This window comes from Providencia sp. PROV174 (genome assembly GCF_028480685.1).
GTDB lineage: Bacteria > Pseudomonadota > Gammaproteobacteria > Enterobacterales > Enterobacteriaceae > Providencia > Providencia rettgeri.
The window spans coordinates 56,950-77,988 of record NZ_JAMPOT010000021.1; the positions used below are offsets into that span (position 1 = coordinate 56,950).

Here is a 21,039-nt window from a genome sequence, read left to right on the forward strand (position 1 = left end):
TATTCTCCTCATGGCTGTAAGAACGTAAAAACAATAGCCGCACTGAGTTTTCCTGGTTTTATCGCTGAATCGTCTAATTTAACCACTTTAGCTTCAAAATGTTTTTCGTTATCTCCATTTTGAATTGGAAAATCAAGAATGCTTTCATGGTTAGTAAAATTAATTGTTGTGCAATTTTTTTTCAAACTATCACATTGCAAGAAAGTAAAGGCTGCATTCGTCATATTATTCTTTGGTGACAGTTTACCCTCTATAATTTGAGACTGACTATCTGCTGCCATTGTTACCTGTAAGTCAGGCAATATTTCATTATTATAGTCTTGGCACTGGTATTCCACTGAAAAAGGCTCTACAAGTCTTGTATTATCTATATTATTAATATCTTTTACTGTCAGCACTCGAGAGAAATTAACCACTTTATGGCTAAAGGTAAAACCGCACGTACCTTTTGATACATGACCTTTAACAATCAAGTCAACATTCGCATCTTGTTCCGTAAGCGAATACGCTGAATGATATGCTGTACTCAGAGAAAAGATAACAGCACAGCAAGCTAGGAATTTAAGGAAGCTGCGCTTTAAACTCATTCGTTCCACCTAAATCAGTGATAGCACGCCAAGTAATTGTTCCTTTCTGCATATTGGATGAAATTGGGTAAGTTAATGATGAATAGGGAGCAATTGTTGTATTTCCTTTTTCCATACTCATACTGATTTTTTGTTTATTAATATTTATTTGGGCAAGATTAATATAGTAAGGAGAGTCATTCGTCACTTTCAATTGGTTACCCTGACTTTGAAATGACAGTTTTTTCTGTGCTTCTTCTGAGGTTAATTTCAAATTTTTGGGTCGATAAAATACTTTAATAACATGATCATAACCAATATTTAAACCATCACCATCTACCTTTTCAGATTGACCTGCAATCATTGTGGCATGAAAAAAGAATAGTGATTCTCTATCACTCGGTAAATTATTGCTCTTTTCTAAAATTCTCACTTCTTGTTGAGACTTGGGCGCTATCTTAAATACAGGCGGCGTTGTCTCAAATGGTACATTACGATCATTATTCGTTGAGGTAATAAAAGTTCGCGTTAAATATGAAACTTGTGAATGACTATTTTTTATAGATATCGATACACTTTTATCCCCTTGAGGATAAACAATACGAGTCGCATCTAAGCTGACACCATCAGCAAAAGAAAATGTTGAAGCTAACAATAACAATGAACTAAAACTAAATATTTTGGTGGTGTGAAACATTTCAAATTTCATATTGTTACCTTAATGTTCAAAGTCCCCAAAGGGACTCTGAAAATATTTCTATTGCTAATGTAGCATAATATTAATATTTTTTAACCTGTACTTTTAATTATAGGATACAGTGAAAGTTACAGGTACTTTCAAGCTATCACCTACAGTTGCTTGATTAACCATAATGAGTCGTGCTTGCATCGGAATATTAGCAAAACCATCTTTAGCAATCGTATCTTCAATAGTCATCTGGGTTTCTTTATTTGGTAAAATATCTTGTGCTTTATTATCAGCATCGATTGCTTTTAATTCAACTGCCAGAGATTTCGCCGCAGAGTTAGCAAATAATGATGGATTAAATGGTGAAGCAGCACCTGATGCATGAACAAAGACAGTTGAATCACCAGCGTCTGCTGCTGAGCACTCAGTTAATGTTAAATGGAAATTTTTAGTTTCGCCAATCGCATTCCCTTTAGTTGCGCTTGCTAATTCTTGAGTCGTAAATACTCCCCAGTTAACCATTGAACCTTCTGTTGTTGATGACACATTACAGCTTGCTGCACGTACTAAGGCTTCAAATGTAATTGTTGCTGCTTGATTTTCAGCAAATGCAGCTGGCATAGATAATGTTGATGCAATGATAAATGCTGGAGCAATTTTATTTAATAAAGTCATGTGTGTGTCTCTCATATTAAAGTTTAAGTTTTAAAAGTTTTAAATTCTTTTTTACATTCATTAATTAAAAATAAAGACTGGTTTTAATTAATAAAGCAGATTATATATCTTGTTTCGATGAGAGAATAATACGAATATTGTTTTTAGAAATAAACATTAAATGTGTAAGATAACTCAGATTAAGTGTGAATAATTTTAAAAATAAATAAAGAACAAAACAAAAATAAGCCATAAAAATCAATTATTTAATAATTTAACATTGAAATATTTGTTCACATTTCATGAAAATATACTTAAATACTATTAATCTGTAGTCGCATTGTTTTTATTTGAGAATGGCTAATATCATTAACTATGGGATATAAAGAAATAAAAAAACGCAGGCTAAGCCTACGTTTTTTAACAACTCTTTTGGGGAGTAAATAATTATTGGCTAACGGCGGCAAATGCTTCCACAATACGTTTAACATTATGGCGATTAACACCTGCCATACAAACACGGCCAGTTCCAACCAAGTAAACCGCAAACTCGTCTTTCAGGCGAGCCACTTGCTCTTTAGAAAAACCCGTGTAGCTGAACATACCGCGTTGCTTTAATAAGTGGTCGAAATTTTGGTTTGGTAGTGCCTTTTTCAGCTCATTAACCAGTACCGTACGCATGTCTAAAATACGTAAGCGCATCTCTTCCACTTCCGCTAGCCATTTGGCTTTTTCAGCGCTATTGGTTAATACCGCAGCAACAATTTTTGCGCCATTAGATGGTGGGCTAGAATATAAACGGCGAACACCCGCTTTTAGCTGACCTAACACACGGTCACGTTCATCTTGGTTTTCACAGATCACCGACAGGCCACCTGCGCGTTCGCCGTAGATACCAAAGATTTTAGAAAATGAATTACTAACAAACACGGGTAAACCCGCTTTAACCATCGCTCGGATAGCATAAGCATCTTCATTAATGCCTTCTGCAAAACCTTGATAAGCAATGTCTAAAAATGGGATCAGTTTGTGTTCTAATGCCACCTTAGTGACTTCATCCCATTGTGCAGGAGTCAGGTCGGAGCCTGTTGGGTTATGACAACACGGGTGCATTAGGATGATGCTATTTGCTGGCAATTTTTTGAATGTTGCTAGCATTTCATCAAATTTAACACCTTTGGTTTTTTCATCAAAATATGGGTAGTAATGCACTTTTGTCCCCGCGCCTGAAAAAATAGAGGCATGGTTTTCCCAAGTTGGGTCACTGCACCACACTTCGGAATCGGGATAATATTGATGTAAAAAATCAGCACCAATTTTTAACGCACCAGAACCACCAATCGTTTGGACAGTAGCGATACGTTCCTGTGCAATTAGCGGGCAATCCTCACCAAAGACTAATTTTTGTAATTCAGTACGGTAATCTTTCAAACCTTCCATAGGCAAATACAGTGATGCGCTTGCTGGCAGTTTATTTAAAGCCGCTTTTGCTGTACCGACTGTCGCCAGTTCAGGGGTTTTTCCTTCACCATCATAGTAAAGACCGATACTCAAATTAATTTTATTTTCACGAGTGTCTTTATTAAATTCATCCATTAACGACAAAATTGGGTCGCCCGGATAAGCATCAACATGTTCGAACACAGGACATCTCCTAATCATTGTTTTACGCTAAATAAACCAAGCGATGATTTGCCATATTTAGCACCATTTTTTTACGTTGTTATCTGAAAATAACCCTTTGCTGACTATTCGTCTACATATTCCATTGCAACTCTAGAGGTTAACTTCGTCAGTAACTCATAGTTTATAATGCCTGTTTGTATGGCAATTTCTTCAACTGGCAGTTGATTTCCCCATAAAATAACGTCATCTCCCACTTTATCTTCGGCATTTAATCCCAAATCCACCACGGTCATATCCATGGAAATTCGCCCAACAATAGGTACTTTTCGCCCATTAATTAACACAGGTGTGCCTGAAGGTACGTTACGCGGATAACCATCCCCATAACCGATAGCAACAACACCAAGCAGTGTGTTTTTGTCACTGCACCATGTTTCACCGTAACCCACACATTGCCCAGCCGAATGTTCCCTAATTGCAATTAATGTTGATTTTAATGTCATCACAGGAAGTAAACCGAAGTCTTTTGCACTTTTCCCTTCTTGTGGGGATGCACCATACATCATGATCCCTGGGCGAACCCAGTCATAGTGAGCTTCTGGCCACAGTAAAATTCCGGCGGAGGCGGCAATGGATTTTTCTCCCTCTTTACCCGCAATAAACTGTTTAAAACAAGTAATTTGTTTTTCAGTTGTCGGTAAATGAGGTGCATCTGCTTGGCAAAAATGACTAACAATATTAATAGGAAGCTGAACTTGTTGGCAGCGTTGTAAACGTTGATAAAAGTCTTCGGCATCTTTCGGCAGTACACCAAGGCGGTGCATGCCTGTATCCAGTTTCATCCAAACTTTAAGAGGATAAGGTAATTTAGTCGCTTCTAGCATTTCAAGCTGTTCAATACAATGGATCACGGTGTCAATCTGGTGCTCTGCCATCAACAGCAAGTCAGACTGCTCAAAAAAACCCTCCAGTAAAACAATCGGTTTTATCACGCCGTGCTGTCGTAAAAGTAGCGCCTCATTGAGTCTTGCCACACCAAAGCCATCCACCAGCTCTTCTACTGCCTGACCAACCCCTACTAATCCATGACCATAAGCGTTTGCTTTGACAACTGCAATCATTCGGCTATTTGGTGCAATTTCTTTCACCCGTTGCAAGTTGTGTCGCAGAGCGCGGCGGTTTATCAATGCGGTTGCCGCTTTCATTGTTTCCTCGTTCTTTTTCTCTAAACCCGCTAAAAATTGAGCTGCCATTTGGCAGCTCAATATGTTCTCTATTTGTTATACGCTAAAAAATATCAATTTCCATTCGATCTTGTTTCTTTATAAAGAAAAAAATCATTTAAGGTAGTTTCGCTTTAATACTCTAACGTCAATACTCTAAATAGTTTGCAGTGTCGCTAGGCGGCAAGCGAAGATATCGCGGGGAGCATACATAAGTATGTGGCTCGCGTAGTTGAGTGTAGCCAACACCGCGACAGTGTAAAATATGACGAGTATTTAGTCTTCGTCGTTATACGCAGGCCCCGCGTAATTATCAAACCGAGACCACTGCCCATTAAACGTCAACCGCACCGTACCAATCGGCCCGTTACGTTGCTTACCGAGAATGATTTCCGCAACGCCTTTGAGTTCACTGTTATCGTGATAAACTTCATCACGGTAGATAAACATGATTAAGTCCGCATCCTGCTCGATAGACCCTGATTCACGCAAGTCCGAGTTAACAGGGCGTTTATCTGCACGCTGCTCAAGACTACGGTTTAACTGTGACAACGCCACTACGGGAACATTAAGCTCTTTTGCTAATGCTTTGAGTGAGCGTGAAATTTCAGCAATTTCTAACGTTCGGTTATCAGAAAGAGCAGGAACTCGCATCAATTGGAGGTAGTCAATCATGATCAAACTTAAACCACCATGCTCACGATAAATACGACGCGCACGTGAACGCACCTCTGTAGGAGTCAGGCCCGAAGAGTCATCGATGTACATGTTGCGCTTTTCCATCAAAATACCCATCGTGCTTGATATTCGAGCCCAATCCTCATCATCGAGCTGCCCAGTACGAATGCGAGTTTGGTCAACGCGGGATAATGATGCCAACATACGCATCATAATTTGGTTGCCGGGCATCTCCAAGCTGAAGATCAGTACCGGTTTTTCTTCCGTCATTGCTGCATTTTCACACAAGTTCATCGCAAAGGTGGTTTTCCCCATCGACGGACGTGCAGCGACAATAATTAAATCAGAGCCTTGTAAGCCTGCTGTTTTTTTATCGAGATCTTGATAACCTGTTGAAACCCCAGTAACACCGTCGTGCGGTTGTTGGTAAAGTTGCTCAATTTTCTCAACGGTTTCCGACAAAATGGCTTCGATGCCTTTCGGCCCTTCGTCTTTATTCGCACGAGATTCTGCAATTTGGAAAACTTTGGTTTCGGCAAAATCGAGAAGATCTTCACTACTACGCCCCTGAGGATCATACCCAGCATCCGCAATATCATTAGCGACAGAGATCATATCACGCACAATGGCACGTTCGCGGACGATGTCAGCATAAGCATTAATATTCGCCGCACTTGGAGTGTTTTTCGATAACTCGGCTAAGTAAGCAAAGCCCCCAACGCTATCCAGCTCACCTTGTTGTTCAAGGGATTCTGACAAGGTGATTAAGTCAATGGGCTTACCCTGCTCAAGCAGGATCTGCATTTGTGCAAAAATAGTACGGTGGGGGCGGCTAAAAAAGTCAGCATGGGTAACACGCTCTGAGACTGTATCCCAACGCTCATTATCCAACATTAACCCCCCTAAAACAGACTGCTCCGCTTCGAGAGAATGAGGTGGAAGTTTCAACCCTTCCATTTGATGGTCTCGAGGGGCGTCAGTTTTAAAATTCGATGAGGGTTTTTTAGCCATACATTAATATCCAAGTCTATAATTAACCAAGAGAGCCGTAGTATACGCCAATCTGCTTTGAGTTGTGGTTTTCTTTACGTCTTTCCTTTGCAAGATACCAATCAAAATAAACAATACAAAGCACAAACCAATAATTCTTCTGATTGAAACATGGCGTTATGATAAAACGATTGTTATTGTAATTAAAACGAATAGTCCTTATTGGAGATTGTCATGGCAAAACGTATTGAATTCGCGCAACATGGCGGCGCTGACGTACTTAACTTGGTAGATTATTCCCCAGCAAATCCAGCAGATAACGAAATTCAAATTGAAAACCGGGCTATCGGGATTAACTTTATCGATACCTACGTTCGCAGCGGCTTATATCCTGTTGCTCAACTTCCCTGTGGTCTAGGTACAGAAGCAGCGGGTGTTGTTGTGAAAACAGGTGCACATGTTACAGGTTTCAAACCAGGTGACCGTGTCGTTTATGCGCAAGGCCCTTTAGGCGCTTATAGCGAAATCCATAACGTGCCTGAGAGTGCGGTTGCCCATCTCCCTGATAGTATTACTTTTGAACAAGCCGCCGCCAGCTCATTAAAAGGCATGACGGTTTATTACTTATTCCATCAAACCTATCAACTGAAACGTGATGAAGCCTTTCTGTTCCATGCCGCAGCAGGTGGTGTTGGGCTGATAGCTTGCCAGTGGGCAAACGCACTCGGTGCTAAGATGATAGGCACTGTGGGTTCTGCGGATAAAGCATTAAGAGCCAAAGATGCCGGGGCATGGGAAGTCATCAACTACCAAACAGAAGACATTGCAGCTCGCGTGAAAGAAATCACTAATGGCGAAAAAGTAAATGTGGCGTATGATTCTGTAGGGCAATCCACATGGCTTGCCTCGTTAGACTCGCTCAAACGCCGTGGCTTGATGGTTAGTTTTGGTAATGCCTCAGGCCCTGTCACCGGTGTAAATTTAGGGATTTTAAACCAAAAAGGCGGGTTATATGTCACTCGCCCATCACTTGGTGTGTATGTGACTAACCGCGCTGAGCTAGACCAAGCTAGTAATGCCTTATTTGATATGATTTTAAGCGGAAAAGTGAATGTAGATGTGCCGCAATCACAAATTTTTGCCCTAAAAGATGCGCAAAAAGCCCATATCACCATCGAATCGAGGAAAACCCAAGGCTCAAGTTTATTAATTCCGTAATCAGCCGCCCAACATACAAAAAGCGCCAATAGGCGCTTGAGGTTGTTGACAAAGCGAGATAAAAGCGTGGTTTTTCCCGCTTTGTGTTATCAGCCGAAAATCAATAGATTGATTTTCCTAATTTATTCTCAAAACCTATTAGACTTGCTGACAAACATAATATGTTTGTCAGCTGTCTGAAGCGCCAATAGGCGCTTTTTCTTTTCTCTTCGCACTAAGCTATTCACCGCGAGTGACAAACTCCAGAGCTTGCTCAACAACGGCTAAGTCAGCGCCTTTTTTATGTGCATTTTCACTTAAATGACGGCGCCATTGGCGTGCACCGGGGATACCTTGAAAAATTCCTAACATATGGCGAGTCATATGGCCTAAATAAGCGCCTTTTGTTAATTCATTTTCTATATAAGGGTACATCGCCCTAACCGCATCAACACCATTGGTGACAGGAAAGTGCTCACCAAATAATTGGTTATCGACTGCGGTTAAAATTGACGGATTTTGATAGGCTTCACGCCCCACCATCACACCATCTAAATATTGAAGGTGCTGTTTGGCTTCTTCTAAGGTTTTAATACCGCCATTAATGGCCATCGTCAGATGCGGAAAATCACGTTTTAGCTGGTAAACACGCAGGTAGTCTAACGGTGGGATTTCACGATTTTCTTTTGGGCTAAGGCCTGATAACCATGCTTTACGCGCATGAATAATAAACATTTCGCAGCCGCTTTGGTGAGAAACGGTTTCAATGAAGTCGCATAAAAATTCGTAGCTATCTTGTTCATCAATACCAATACGAGTTTTGACCGTAACAGGAATAGAAACAACGTCTTGCATAGCTTTCACACAATCGGCAACCAATTGGGCATCACCCATTAAACAAGCGCCAAAACGCCCATTTTGGACGCGATCTGATGGGCATCCCACATTTAAGTTAATTTCATCATAACCACGTTCTTGAGCCAGTTTCGCACACTGTGCTAATGCAGTAGGATCGCTGCCGCCAAGTTGTAATGCGACTGGATGCTCTTCCTCACTAAAAGCAAGGTAATCCCCTTTCCCGTAAATAATCGCTCCCGTTGTGACCATTTCGGTATACAACAAGGTATTTTTGCTTAATAGGCGATGAAAGTAACGGCAATGGCGATCTGTCCAATCGAGCATCGGCGCAACGGAAAATCGGTTTAGGTTGGTATAGTGTGTCTTACCTTGAAAACTCTTGTTTTCATTGTTTTTTATATTTGTCGTGTTTCCGTGCATTTTTACCTGGTTGAATGTCATCAATGTATTAATTTGGCATAAAAAGTTAAGATAGATTATTATAGCACAGGCAAAAATGAGGATAGAGTAGAAGTTATGCGGCAATACCACTCTCATTGTTCTTACAATGACAAAAAATTAATAGCTAAAGAACCAATTTTCGTGACAAGATAAAAGTATGTTGTCACATTTTTCATAAAGTTAACGTATAAAACCCCAAAATAAAAATATGCCAGTAGCAAAATTTCTCACTAAAAACAGTTTCTTATTAAATATAGTCTTAATATTTCTATTTTTTACGCTTGTCCATTATGCTATGGGGTATCACTTTAAGCCTTTTTATGTACTGGCTATTACGGGATTCGCTATATTCTTAAATAAGTATAGAAAACTCTATTTGGCTACTATCTTATTTTACACTGTAGTTGCATCGTTTTATTTCCCTGTTGGCGTACTTTATGGTCCTCCTGACTATAATATTTTTTCATCCTTTTATTATACTAATACCGAAGAAGCTAAAGGGTTTATTAGCAATATAAACTTAAGGTACTATATCTGGTCTATCCTACTATTCTTTTTTGGAATTTTTATTTGCCGAATTAAATTCAATTTTAGTAAGAAAATAAGAATAGGTGGATTTTCATTTTTTATTATCGTGGTACTGATACAACCATTCAAAGCGGTTTATAGCAACAGCCCGAAACTGTTTTTAACATCTGGCCTTCCTGAAATTAGATTTTTTACTGAAAGTTTGTACTATTTAGACTACTTAGATAAAGAAAAAAAATCGATAGAAGGGGATAACACTTTCGGTTCTCTCACCACTGATAGTCCATATGACACTTATGTTGTCATCATAGGCGAAAGTGTGCGCCGTGATTTCATGAATAACTATGGGTTTCCTATCAATAACACACCTTTTATGAACAACGTTAATGGCGTTTTTTATAATAACTACATCGCAGCAGCAGGATCTACGAATTTATCATTATCAAGAAGCCTTTCTATGTACCCAACAATGCCTAACAACATCATTACATTGGCAAACAAAGCAGGCTTTAGTACGTTTTGGATATCACGACAAGGACAAAGTGGTAAACATGATGGCCCTGTCGCTTCTATTGCTAAAAAAGCGGGAAAAACGTACTTTGTTAGTGGTAAAGCAAAAATTTCTGATACGGTAATCTCGGATGATGGTCCAGTCTTACCTAAGTTTATTGAATCACTTAATAACCCTGCCCCTAAAAAATTAATTGTTATTCACTTAATTGGTAGCCACTCTCCATTTTGCACAAGAGTTTCTGAGCAGTACGATACATTTTATAAAAGCAAAGACTTATCTTGTTATATTCAGAGTATAAAAAATACCGATTTACTTCTTTCTCAAGTGTACGCTGAACTATCAAAAACCCAAAAAACTTGGTCTATGTTATATTTTTCAGACCATGGGCTCTCTTTTATCGACCAACAGCAAGACCTAATTCATGGCTATAGCCGCCATCAAAATTTTGATGTCCCACTTTTTATCACCTCATCTGATTCTGATAAGAAAGAAATAATACAAGCACGAAGAAGTGGGCTTTATTTATTTGATTTATTTTCAGAATGGCTAGGAATAAAACAAGATAATAGAAATACATCCTGTAAAATGTTATCGAATGACGACTGTAGTAACCAAAATACAGTTGTTAACTCCGACCAACAACACATCGATTATGACCGGCTATCAGATGATAGTATTAAATAAATACCCCCCGATATGCGCAAATACATATCGGGGGTTACTAAACCAATTATGTCATTTTAATACTCAGTCACACACTATTTTTTCGCAGAAAGCAGTGCATAGCTAGTCATTAAGTTACGGTAATCAGGGATATGGTTTGAAAACAACGTCCCTAACCCTTCCACATCATTACGCCAGTCACGGTGTAATTCACAAGCAGCACCAAACCAGCTCATTAGCTGAGCTCCTGCTTTTGACATTCTATCCCATGCGGCATCACGTGTTATTGGGTTAAATGTACCTGAGGCATCAGTAATAACAAAAACTTCATAGCCTTCTTCCAGTGCAGATAGTGCAGGAAAGGCCACACACACTTCTGTCACAACACCGGCAATAATTAGCTGCTTTTTACCCGTGGCTTTGACAGCTTTGACAAACTCTTCGTTATCCCACGCGTTGATTTGCCCTGGGCGGGCAATGAAAGGGGCATCCGGAAATGTTTCTTTTAATTCAGGAACTAATGGGCCATTAGGACCATCTTCAAAAGATGTCGTCAAAATAGTTGGTAAGTTAAAATACTTTGCCAGATCGGCTAGTGCTAACACGCTATTCTTGAATTTGTCTGGATCTTGGTCACGAACTAGCGATAACAAACCCGTTTGATGGTCGACAAGTAATACAGCTGCATTATCTTTATCTAGGCGGTTATATTTAAAGCTCATATCAGCGACTCCTCAATGATTAGAAAAGTACTCTATGTTGGTTTAGATAAAACAAAAGTGGCATTTAATCTACTTACTGCTCTAAAACACCACTTTTCATCAAAAATATTTCAATAAGATGAATTCACACAATTCGTTATTTAGTTTCTGCACTCATTGTGACAAAATTTCCCATACGAGCACTGGTGATTGTATAGCTATCCGCACCAGCTGCTTTCGCTTTAGCGGCAATTTTTGCTTCTGTTGAAGCCAGCGTATCACCTGTTGCAGTGATTGTTGCTGCTGATACACCAAATGCAACGAAAGATAATACAGAAGCTGTCATCAAAGTTTTTAACATGTTCATAGTCTAATTCCTTCACTTATTATTCAATGAGACAACCCTTGTTGTCTGCGATGAAGGTATCTTATCGATAATCACATTTAGGTTAAAGCTAATAATATCGCTCATCTTATTCAATTAAACTGAAAGAAATGAATGTAAGAGGAATAAGAAAGAGATTTATTGATGGCTAAGTGGCGGAATACATCGATCCAACCATCGATGATTAGTTAACTCTTTATTAATTCAATAAGTTACTCAGCCAATTCTGGAGTTACTGCTGATAGCAAGTTCCTCATTGAAAAAGTGAGTGTAACGAATAGGTTATGGAGTAAAGGAGTTAAAATGCCTTATCGACCAGAGATAAGGCACCAATACAACCTAAATTTGCTGAAGAGAAACCTCACCAAATGTCATAAAGATCAAAGTATGCCCCGCAATTCCACGGTATACCCCTTGTTGACTATTGAGTTCACAGGCTAATGCCGTTAATTGCCATGCGTCATATTCTTCGATTTGACTAATGCGAGCGGTTAATAATGCATTGTCTTTCCGCTCACCATAAGCTTTCACCGCGATTGCATCTTGTGTTAAAGCGCTGTCGATAGAACTGTTTGCCCAACTCCACATCCAACTACCTTGGCTTTGGTCATATGTGCCAACAATTTGCACCGGCGCTGTTGCCATAAGATTATCAGGTGCATGAAAAATAATGGTTCCTTCGTCTTGATTCACTGACCAATCTGCTTCATCTAATTTCCATGTATCACAATGAAATTGGTTTTTGGTCTGTAACGCGTTCATGCTACGTTCAATTAATGCCTCATAAGGCATTTGTTCTATTTCATTATCCATTGATTACCCAATATTTTTTAATGCATTGATAATTAACTGCCAAAATTTATGATGATCTAATTTAACAGCAACTTGAGTATGGCAATTTTCAGGCGCTGGATGGCGGAAATCAGCCACTGTCATGCCTAACGTGTGTGTCCCAGTAAGCTCAATATTTATAGGGACTTTTTGTGTGGTCATTACAGTCGGAGCAATAACATAAGCAACCGCACAAGGGTCATGTACTGGCGGAGCATCGAAGCCTTGGGCTTGTTTGTACATTTTCCCAAAGAAATCCAGTAGTTCGACGACAAACTGTGAACAATCACTGCCAATCGCAGCAATTTTATTCACCACATCAGAAGTTGCCAGCGCTTGATGGGTAAGGTCTAAGCCCACCATGGTTAACGGCCATTTTTCATTGAAAACAATATGAGCCGCTTCTGGGTCTATTTTGATGTTAAATTCAGCTACCGCACTCCAATTCCCAACATGATAGCCTCCTCCCATCAGCACCACTTCTTTAACTCGCTCGACAATACGAGGCTCAAGGCGAGCAGCAAGCGCAATATTGGTTAATGCGCCAGTAGGCACTAAAGTTACCGTTTTAGGGGGGTGAGACATAATAGTTTCGATAATCAGTGAAACAGCATGTCTTTCATCAAGCTGCAATGTTGGCGTCGGTAGTACAGGCCCATCAAGCCCTGAATCCCCATGAATATCAGGTGCAACTTCAATTTCCCGAACTAACGGACGTGCTGAACCTGCGGCAAAGGGAATACCCGTAATTTTCGCCATTTCAGCGATAGCCAGTGCATTATGAGTGACTTTTTCGAGGGTTTGATTGCCAGCAACAGTTGTTACCGCCAATAATTCAATGTCAGGGTTACCATAAGCCAGTAATAAAGCGATAGCGTCGTCATGGCCGGGATCACAATCGAGGATTATTTTTTTGCTCATACCTTACCTTATTAAAATTGGAGTCAGAAATGGCACTGACCCCAATTTAGCGAGCTAGTAAGGTAAAATCTATGCTTAATATCTGAATATTCAGAAATTTATTTTAAAACATGCGCATAAACACGTTTTTTCTCACCTTCATTTTTTGAAATATACACACCTTGTAATTCCGGCGCAAAGCCCGGTAATGCATTAATACCGGTTTCAAGTGCTTTGAAATAGCGCAGTACTGGCCCTGACCATACTTCCCCAGGCACAACGCACAATACGCCCGGAGGGTACGGTAATGCCCCTTCAACAGCAATACGTCCTTCTAATTCATCCAATGGCAATAATTCACAGTTGCCTCGAATAAATTCTAAATGTGCTTGCTGAGGCGCCATTTTCACTTCAGGGAAATGCGCTTTACGGAACATCTCTTTTTGCAGCTGTTTAATATTGTCATTAACGCTGAGTTGGTGCATTTCTTGGCACAAACGACGCAAGGTATAGCCTTGATAGTGCTCTTGATAGCGTTGATAAACCGATGGCAAAACCTCTTCCAATAGTGCGTCTTCATCCAGTAATTGCTCAAAACGTACTAAATGAGAGACCAATAGCGCTAATTTTTCCTGTGTTTCTGCAGGGGTTAACAAAAATAAAATTGAGTTTAAGTCACATTTTTCAGGGATCACACCATGTTCACGTAAAAAATGCGCCAATATCGTCGCAGGTACGCCAAAAGCTTCATATTCTCCACTTTCAACATCAATACCCGGGGTCGTTAGCATCAGTTTGCAAGGGTCCACAAAGTACTGATCCTGCGCATACCCCTCAAATGCATGCCAACGCTCTTGCGGTATGAAGTTAAAGAAACGCTGCTCAGCGGCGATCTGCTCTGTAGGGTATTCTTGCCATAACTTGCCATCAACAATTTCAGGGACAAAAGGCTTAAAATAGCGGCAGTGCTGAAATATCGATTTTCTTACCTCAATTCCCACTTTCACACAGTCCATCCACATCATTTTACCTGCATCACCTTGGTGAATACGTGCATTGACATCTAAAGAAGCAAATAAAGGATAAAATGGGCTGGTAGAGGCGTGCATCATAAAAGCATTATTGAGTTTTTTGTGTGAAACAAAGCGCTCTTGCCCTTTGATATGATTATCTTTTTTATGGATTTGTGATGCTTGAGAAAAACCAGCCAGTTGTTTATGAACTGACTGAGTGACCATAATTCCGGGGTCGTTTTCATTTAATTCAAGTAGTAATGGCGAGCACTGGCGCATCATGGGAATAAATTGTTCGTAACCGACCCACGCAGAATCGAATAAAATGTAATCACATAAATGACCTATTTTATCAACGACTTGCCTTGCGTTATACACAGTGCCGTCATAAGTTCCAAGTTGGATCACCGCTAAGCGAAATGGTCGTTTGGCTTGCGCTTTTTCCGGCATCACTTCTTGGATAACTCCACGTAAATAACTTTCGCTAAAGCAGTGCGCATCAATACCACCAATAAAACCAAAAGGATTACGTGCCGTTTCAAGGTAGATAGGTGTTGCCCCTGCCTGTATCAGCGCCCCATGGTGGTTTGATTTATGATTATTACGATCGAACAAAACTAAATCACCCGGTGTTAATAGCGCGTTTAGCACCACTTTATTGGATGATGAAGTGCCATTTAATACAAAATAAGTTTTGTCCGCATTGAACACTTTTGCGGCGAATTTTTGCGCTTCTTTAGCTGCGCCTTCGTGGATCAATAAATCGCCCATTGCGACATCAGCATTACATAAATCGGTACGGAACAGGTTTTCACCATAAAATTGATAAAACTGCTCCCCTGTCGGGTGGCGACGGAAAAATTGGCCGCCTTGGTGCCCTGGGCAGGCAAAAGTCACATTATGACCCGCAGCATAATCCATCATTCGAGCAAAAAATGGCGGTAATAACTGCTCAAGATATTGATTCGCAGCATCAAGTAATTGACGACTATTTTCTTCACGAGCAGCGGGGGCGGGTGGTAATAGCGCCGTCAAATAAGGTGGTAAATTTTCATCGGTTGGCAGCTGTTTATCACTGATGATAAACAGCGGAATACTCAGCTGACTCTCAACGACTCTTTCCCACAACCCTTGGTTGGCATCTTGTTCAGATAGCACGACAGCGGCAATATTGTTTAACTGTGCATCGCGAATATCTACCCACTGAAATTGATTAGTGAAATAGATTGCGACCCCCTGGCTACATGCCACATTGATTTTGTTCATAGCAGTCTGGCTCTTAGTTAGCTGAGGAAAAGAGGCGGACAATATACTTGATAGATCAGGGAATTGAAATGATTAGCATGGTAAGAAAAGATAGCTAGATTTAGAAAGTCGAATATATTTTATAAGCCACTGGTTAATAGCATAAAAATTCTATCTCATCACAACCCACTCCCCCATACTTCAGGCCATCATAAAGATAATAAAAAGATAAATTAACCAATTAACCCGGTGATCACCACCAATTAATCGGTCAATTTATCCGTAATGGGACGTTAGTTGTTTTTTTCCACATACAAAGTCTGTGATGGGAATGCAAAGTCCGCATCGTGGCGTTTAACTATTTCAATGATCTTCAAATACACGGCTTGTTGCGCCGCTAACCATTCCGCCCAAACTGTTGTTTTGGTAAAGCAATACACCATAATATTTAACGAAGAGTCGGCAAAAGCATCGAAATAAACTAATAAGGTTTGGCTGGTATCGATATTCGCATCTTGTTGTAACATTGTGCGGATATCGTCGACAATCGCCCCAATTTTGTCTGAATCTTCGTAACGTAAGCCAATTTCAGTTTTGATGCGCCGGTTAGTCATGCGCCCTGGGTTTTCCACACTAATAGAAGAAAAAACCGAGTTGGGGATATATAGCGGGCGGTGGTCAAACGTAATAATTTTGGTGATCCGCCAACCGATTTCAACCACCGTTCCTTCGATATTTCGATCCGGTGAGCTGACCCAGTCACCAATGTTGAAGGGCCGATCAAAATAGAGCATTAACCCAGAGAAAAAGTTACTTAGGATATCTTTACCAGCCATACCGATAGCAATGCCGCCAATCCCGCCAAATGCCATCAAACCAGAAAGGCTCATTCCAAAATGCTCACCAAACAGTAGCACCATAATGACAAATATTGCGGTTTTAAATACGCGGGCGACAATACGTGCCGAAGTGGGGTCACTACCTTTTTTAATCTGCGTTTTTTCTAATCGGTTCGCTAACTGGAACAGCTTTCGCATTAAAATCAATGCAATCAATGAGATGGTTATAAAATTAACCAGAGAAGTTGAAATAAAGGTTAAATCAAAATCCGTTGCGGCCATGTCTACATATTGAGCAATAACAATCACCACGCCACACAGCACAAGAGTTTGAACCACATGGATCAAAATACTTTTGCGCTTATGTTTATGTTTACGTCGTTTATGTACAACCTCAAAAACTAAATAGACTGCGAGAAAAGCCGCAATTAAGGTCATGCCAATCGCATATTTTTCAAGTAATACTTCTATCATTTCTAACCGCCCTAAAATTTACCTGATAGATCTTATTTTTATTTGTTTTACTGTGTATTATTTCTCGTTATCTTGTTATTAAGATAACAATTATAAAGATAATTTTCCCAATAATTATCAGTTACTTTTTAGATTATCCAATAATGAATAACAACCTATTTTCCCCAAATGACAAAGAAATAGACAATGTCCATGCACTTAGGCCGTCCCAACAGTATAACTATTTCATTGGTAAAATAGCTGACTGGGAGCAGGTATGGAGCCTCGGTGATGGGGAAAACCTCGTTACCGCATGGAATGATGAAAAATGCCTCTTTCTGCCCCTCTGGCCTGCCAAAGCGTATGTTGAGTTGTGTTTAACGGGTGAGTGGGCGAATTTTACGCCAATGCTATTTACTCTTGAACACTTGATGACAGAAATTTTACCTGATATGCATGAAGCAAATATTAAGGTTGCGTTGATGATGCAACCTGATGGGAAAAAAACATTAGTTTATGATGCGGCGGCACTTCTCGCTGATTTAGAAGAAGAATATCAGCAATATGAGTAAAAGGCAGCAATTCACTGCCTTTTATTACGAGAACTACTTTTCAACACCGGTGGTCACGGTGAATTCACGGGTTTGCCCCGCTTCTAACCAAATCAGAGTTTGGCTATTTTTTGCGGCTAAAAAGCCTTCTGGACGACAAGTGGCAGGCAATACAAATGCGCCAACTTTTTGGTCACCATTGTACAAAATCCAACGAGTTGCATAATTTAGTTGGTTAGATTTAAAACGCGTAACAAACGTATCTCCTGCGGGTGAAATCATCCTAAACTCAGGCGTTGCGGTATATTGGCTGAGGTCATCCATAAAAAACACAATTTCAGGGTCACACATTTGTGGCTGATTAAGCTGATTTAATGAGACTTTGCCAGATTTCAATGCTTCATTAAATTCGAGCCATTTTTCAGTTGGCTGTACATGCCCCGGTATTGATTCACGCAATTTAATCGCATTTTCAGGAATATTTTGTGTTAGCGTTGCATTCTCCACGTAAGCATAATTCATATGGCACATATATTGGAGAGGCATAGGAACCGATGCTAAATTGGTGACTGACATATGAATATCAAATAATGCACTGCCCGCATTTAATTGCACTGACGGTGTCGCACGGTAATGGTGACCAAAACCCATCACATACTCATATTCGCCGACAACGTTCAAGCTTTCGTCTGTCAGTTCCAGCCAAGCGCTATCCATTGATGCACAGGGCATTTCTCCATGTAATGGATGTGAATCTTCTGGAGAAGGACAACCATTGCTGATTAAACCTGAATGGAATGCAAAGCAACCGTAGGTTTCAACTACTGTTGGAACACGTTTTGGCGCTGAAAACATATTTTCCATTTTCAGATTTTTGCCACAAAATTCCGCATCCCAAATCATTTGTCCTAAAAAAGGCAAAATAGTTAAATGCCCTTGTTGATTTTCAATTCGTAACCCTTCCACGCCAGTGTGATAACGAAATGCCGTGGCAGTAAATTGGTTATTTTTTAGAATAAGCGTCGGGTTTTCCGTAAATAAGCTTTTGTGAAGCGGTATCAATGTTTTCATTTTCATACTCACGGTTTAATAAAAGAAGTTGGGTAGCACACGCTACCCAGTTTGAAGACTATTTCGTGGCTTGTTTCGCTTTAAAACGGCGTTCACCAACAAAGTAAATACCGACATACACGAAACACAACATGGAAACGAGGAATGAAAGTTGTAATGAGTGCAGCATATCTGCGACATAGCCTTGAACAGCAGGGACAACCGCAGCACCGACAATCGCCATCACAATGACCGCCCCGGCCATTTCAGTATGCTCATTATCCACAGTATCCAATGGTTGCCCAGCAAGGTCCAAACAGAATACTGACCATCACCGCTGCATAGACCGCTGTAAAACTCGGAATAAATGCAACATAAATTAGGAACAGCGCACCAATCACCGAGTAGATAATTAGGACTTTTTCTGCATTAAAGCGGGTCATTAAAATATTGGCAATAAACTTACCAATAAAGAAACAAGCGAAGCTATACACCATGAAATTCGAGGCATCACGTTCGTTAATATCCCCCATTTCTAATGCGAGACGAATGGTAAATGACCATACTGCCACTTGCATTCCGACATATAAGAATTGGGCAATAATTCCTTTTCTAAAGCGGCTATTTTTCGCTAAATATTTTAAGGTTTCTAATGCAGTAGGACGCTTATGATCTTGCGTTTCTGCCACTTTACATTTAGGAAACTTGGTAATAAGGAATAAAATCATTACCACAACCAATACCATAATCATGTAACGATAAGGTTCGAGGGTATTTTCCAGCATGGCTAAACGGAACTCATGGATTTGCTCCGCATTCATTCCCGCCATTTGGTTTTGTAAGCTATCCCCTTCGGAAAATACCAGATACTTGCCCAGTAAGATCCCGCCTGCGGCGCCAATTGGGTAGAAGGTTTGGCTAATATTTAAACGCAATGTGGCGTATTGTTTCGGACCTATCATTGAACTATAGGTATTCGCAGCGGTTTCGAGGAAGCTTAAACCGATCGCAATGGCGAAAATAGCCGCCAAGAACATGGTATAAGTCGCCATATGAGAAGCAGGGAAGAACATACTGCAACCTGCGATATACAGGATCAGTCCCACCATAATGGCATATTTATAGCTGGTTTTTTTGATCACTAACGACGCAGGAATAGCGATTAAGAAATAACCACCATAGAATGCGCTTTGTACTAAAGCCGAGGCGAAGTTGCTGAGTTCAAAAACACTTTTAAACTGTGTGATTAAAATATCATTTAATGCTGCTGCACATCCCCATAATGGGAACAGGCACGATAGTAGGATAAATTGGAATAGAGGCGTCTTACTCAGGTAGCCATCCGGTAACTGAGTGATGTTCTTAATGTTCATAGTAACCCTTATATTTTTATAATTTATACCCGATGAGTGGCTATGTGGCTCTGATGACCACTTAATTATTCAAAGGGTATATAGCTACGTTGGACTATTATTATTTAGCTATTCATTAGCTGTGTTGATTTGCACAAATTCATTAAATTGCTCAACACTTGGATAAGAAGATTGAGTTCCTTTCCCTGTCACACTAAAAGCCGAAAACATCACTGCTTTTTTCAGTGCTTCTTCAATATTCCCCGTATGGACATAGTAATGTGAGAAGCAGCCGATAAAGGCATCCCCTGCACCACTGGTGTCAATCGCATTTACTTTAATTGCGGGTATATGTAACTCGCTGTCGCGAGTCATCCATAACGCCCCTTTTTCCCCTAATGTTACGATGACGTTTTTTAACCCTTTATCCAATAAAGACTGCGCAGCACGACGAATGTTATCCATCGTGTCGACTGGCATATTGGTTAAAATTTCGAGTTCCGTTTCATTAGGGACAAAGAAATCACATCGGCAGGCAAAATCGAGATCGAGCGTACGTTGTGCAGGGGCTGGGTTCAGTAATACTGGGATCCCATGCTTATTGCCGAATGAAATCGCGTGATAAACCGTTTCAAGCTGGACCTCTAATTGCAGAACGATCAATTTACATTTCTTCAGATCTTCCGCTGCACGATCAATATCTTCAGGTGATAAAAATTTATTCGCCCCTTTGACGATCAAAATACTATTTGATGAATTTTGATTAACAAAAATAGGTGCGACGCCACTTGAGGTACAAGGTACTTTTTCCACATAACGGGTATTAATACCGTAAGACTCAAGATTACGGATCGTATTATCTGCAAAAATATCATCACCAACTTTGGTTAACATGATCACTTTTGAATTTAACTTAGCAGCAGCAACCGCTTGGTTCGCACCTTTACCACCGCAACCAATTTTGAAAGCTGGCGCTTCTAACGTTTCGCCTTCTTTTGGCATTTGATCGATGTAAGTGATCAAATCAACCATGTTTGAACCAATAACTGCTATATCCATAATGTCCCTCGTGTTAAATAAATCACATAATGAT

General features: G+C 40.1%; 18 protein-coding genes and 1 pseudogene. 3 read left to right on the plus strand and 16 right to left on the minus strand.

Annotated elements, in window-relative coordinates:
- Positions 1-8 precede the first annotated feature (8 nt).
- From PSE60_RS17190 to dnaB, 6 genes are all read right to left on the minus strand, one after another.
- Positions 9-587: a fimbrial protein gene (locus tag PSE60_RS17190; RefSeq protein WP_272666226.1), complete on the minus strand. Its 579-nt coding sequence runs from the start codon at positions 585-587 to the stop codon at positions 9-11.
- Complete coding sequence (locus tag PSE60_RS17195) at positions 562-1,275, minus strand: fimbrial biogenesis chaperone (RefSeq protein ID WP_272666227.1); 714 nt, start codon at positions 1,273-1,275, stop codon at positions 562-564. The genes PSE60_RS17190 and PSE60_RS17195 overlap by 26 nt, the downstream gene beginning before the upstream one ends.
- Before the next feature lie 93 nt (positions 1,276-1,368).
- Positions 1,369-1,929: a fimbrial protein gene (locus PSE60_RS17200; RefSeq protein ID WP_210835830.1), complete on the minus strand. Its 561-nt coding sequence runs from the start codon at positions 1,927-1,929 to the stop codon at positions 1,369-1,371.
- A gap of 426 nt (positions 1,930-2,355) precedes the next feature.
- Positions 2,356-3,552: an amino acid aminotransferase gene (locus PSE60_RS17205; RefSeq protein WP_115166560.1), complete on the minus strand. Its 1,197-nt coding sequence runs from the start codon at positions 3,550-3,552 to the stop codon at positions 2,356-2,358.
- A gap of 104 nt (positions 3,553-3,656) precedes the next feature.
- Positions 3,657-4,739, minus strand: coding sequence for an alanine racemase (gene alr, locus PSE60_RS17210; RefSeq protein WP_272666289.1), 1,083 nt, complete (start codon positions 4,737-4,739; stop codon positions 3,657-3,659).
- Between the two features lie 294 nt (positions 4,740-5,033).
- On the minus strand, positions 5,034-6,446 hold the full coding sequence (dnaB, locus tag PSE60_RS17215) for a replicative DNA helicase (RefSeq protein WP_042848859.1): 1,413 nt from the start codon (positions 6,444-6,446) through the stop codon (positions 5,034-5,036).
- 213 nt (positions 6,447-6,659) lie between these two features.
- Between dnaB and PSE60_RS17220 the strand changes: the two genes are divergently transcribed.
- The gene (locus tag PSE60_RS17220) at positions 6,660-7,643 is read left to right on the plus strand and encodes a quinone oxidoreductase (protein ID WP_210835686.1); all 984 of its coding nucleotides are present in this window, start codon (positions 6,660-6,662) and stop codon (positions 7,641-7,643) included.
- Positions 7,644-7,862: 219 nt separating this feature from the next.
- Here the strand turns inward: PSE60_RS17220 and dusA are convergent, their stop codons facing one another.
- Positions 7,863-8,900: a tRNA dihydrouridine(20/20a) synthase DusA gene (gene dusA / locus PSE60_RS17225; RefSeq protein ID WP_272666228.1), complete on the minus strand. Its 1,038-nt coding sequence runs from the start codon at positions 8,898-8,900 to the stop codon at positions 7,863-7,865.
- 229 nt (positions 8,901-9,129) lie between these two features.
- Between dusA and PSE60_RS17230 the strand changes: the two genes are divergently transcribed.
- Entirely contained in the window at positions 9,130-10,647 is a 1,518-nt protein-coding gene (locus PSE60_RS17230; protein WP_272666229.1) for a phosphoethanolamine transferase, read from the plus strand.
- A gap of 74 nt (positions 10,648-10,721) precedes the next feature.
- Here the strand turns inward: PSE60_RS17230 and ycaC are convergent, their stop codons facing one another.
- From ycaC to PSE60_RS17260, 6 genes are all read right to left on the minus strand, one after another.
- Entirely contained in the window at positions 10,722-11,348 is a 627-nt protein-coding gene (gene ycaC / locus PSE60_RS17235; protein WP_004260919.1) for an isochorismate family cysteine hydrolase YcaC, read from the minus strand.
- Positions 11,349-11,484: 136 nt separating this feature from the next.
- Positions 11,485-11,694, minus strand: a complete 210-nt coding sequence (locus PSE60_RS17240; RefSeq protein WP_272666230.1) for a YdgH/BhsA/McbA-like domain containing protein — start codon at positions 11,692-11,694, stop codon at positions 11,485-11,487.
- 357 nt (positions 11,695-12,051) lie between these two features.
- A complete protein-coding gene (locus PSE60_RS17245) occupies positions 12,052-12,525 on the minus strand; it encodes a DUF6882 domain-containing protein (protein ID WP_272666231.1) in 474 nt (157 codons plus the stop codon).
- A gap of 3 nt (positions 12,526-12,528) precedes the next feature.
- A complete protein-coding gene (gene uriH, locus PSE60_RS17250; RefSeq protein WP_272666232.1) occupies positions 12,529-13,464 on the minus strand; it encodes a uridine-preferring nucleoside hydrolase UriH in 936 nt (311 codons plus the stop codon).
- Between the two features lie 98 nt (positions 13,465-13,562).
- Positions 13,563-15,722 (minus strand): ornithine decarboxylase, encoded by a 2,160-nt coding sequence (locus PSE60_RS17255; protein WP_272666233.1) that lies wholly within the window; start codon positions 15,720-15,722, stop codon positions 13,563-13,565.
- Positions 15,723-15,994: 272 nt separating this feature from the next.
- Positions 15,995-17,014 carry a mechanosensitive ion channel family protein gene (locus PSE60_RS17260; RefSeq protein ID WP_272666234.1) on the minus strand — a complete coding sequence of 340 codons (1,020 nt, stop codon included), beginning with the start codon at positions 17,012-17,014 and terminating at the stop codon, positions 15,995-15,997.
- A gap of 143 nt (positions 17,015-17,157) precedes the next feature.
- Here PSE60_RS17260 and PSE60_RS17265 point away from each other — a divergent pair, with 143 nt between their 5' ends.
- Positions 17,158-17,565 carry a DUF2750 domain-containing protein gene (locus PSE60_RS17265; protein WP_272666235.1) on the plus strand — a complete coding sequence of 136 codons (408 nt, stop codon included), beginning with the start codon at positions 17,158-17,160 and terminating at the stop codon, positions 17,563-17,565.
- A gap of 33 nt (positions 17,566-17,598) precedes the next feature.
- Here the strand turns inward: PSE60_RS17265 and PSE60_RS17270 are convergent, their stop codons facing one another.
- The 3 genes and pseudogenes from PSE60_RS17270 to rbsK all read right to left on the minus strand — a co-directional run bounded on the left by PSE60_RS17270 (position 17,599) and on the right by rbsK (position 21,005).
- The gene (locus PSE60_RS17270; RefSeq protein ID WP_272666236.1) at positions 17,599-18,615 is read right to left on the minus strand and encodes an aldose 1-epimerase family protein; all 1,017 of its coding nucleotides are present in this window, start codon (positions 18,613-18,615) and stop codon (positions 17,599-17,601) included.
- A 58-nt stretch (positions 18,616-18,673) separates the two neighbouring features.
- Positions 18,674-19,967 (minus strand): annotated as a pseudogene (gene fucP, locus PSE60_RS17275) (L-fucose:H+ symporter permease).
- A gap of 108 nt (positions 19,968-20,075) precedes the next feature.
- Positions 20,076-21,005: a ribokinase gene (rbsK, locus tag PSE60_RS17280; protein ID WP_102139120.1), complete on the minus strand. Its 930-nt coding sequence runs from the start codon at positions 21,003-21,005 to the stop codon at positions 20,076-20,078.
- Between the last annotated feature and the right edge of the window lie 34 nt (positions 21,006-21,039).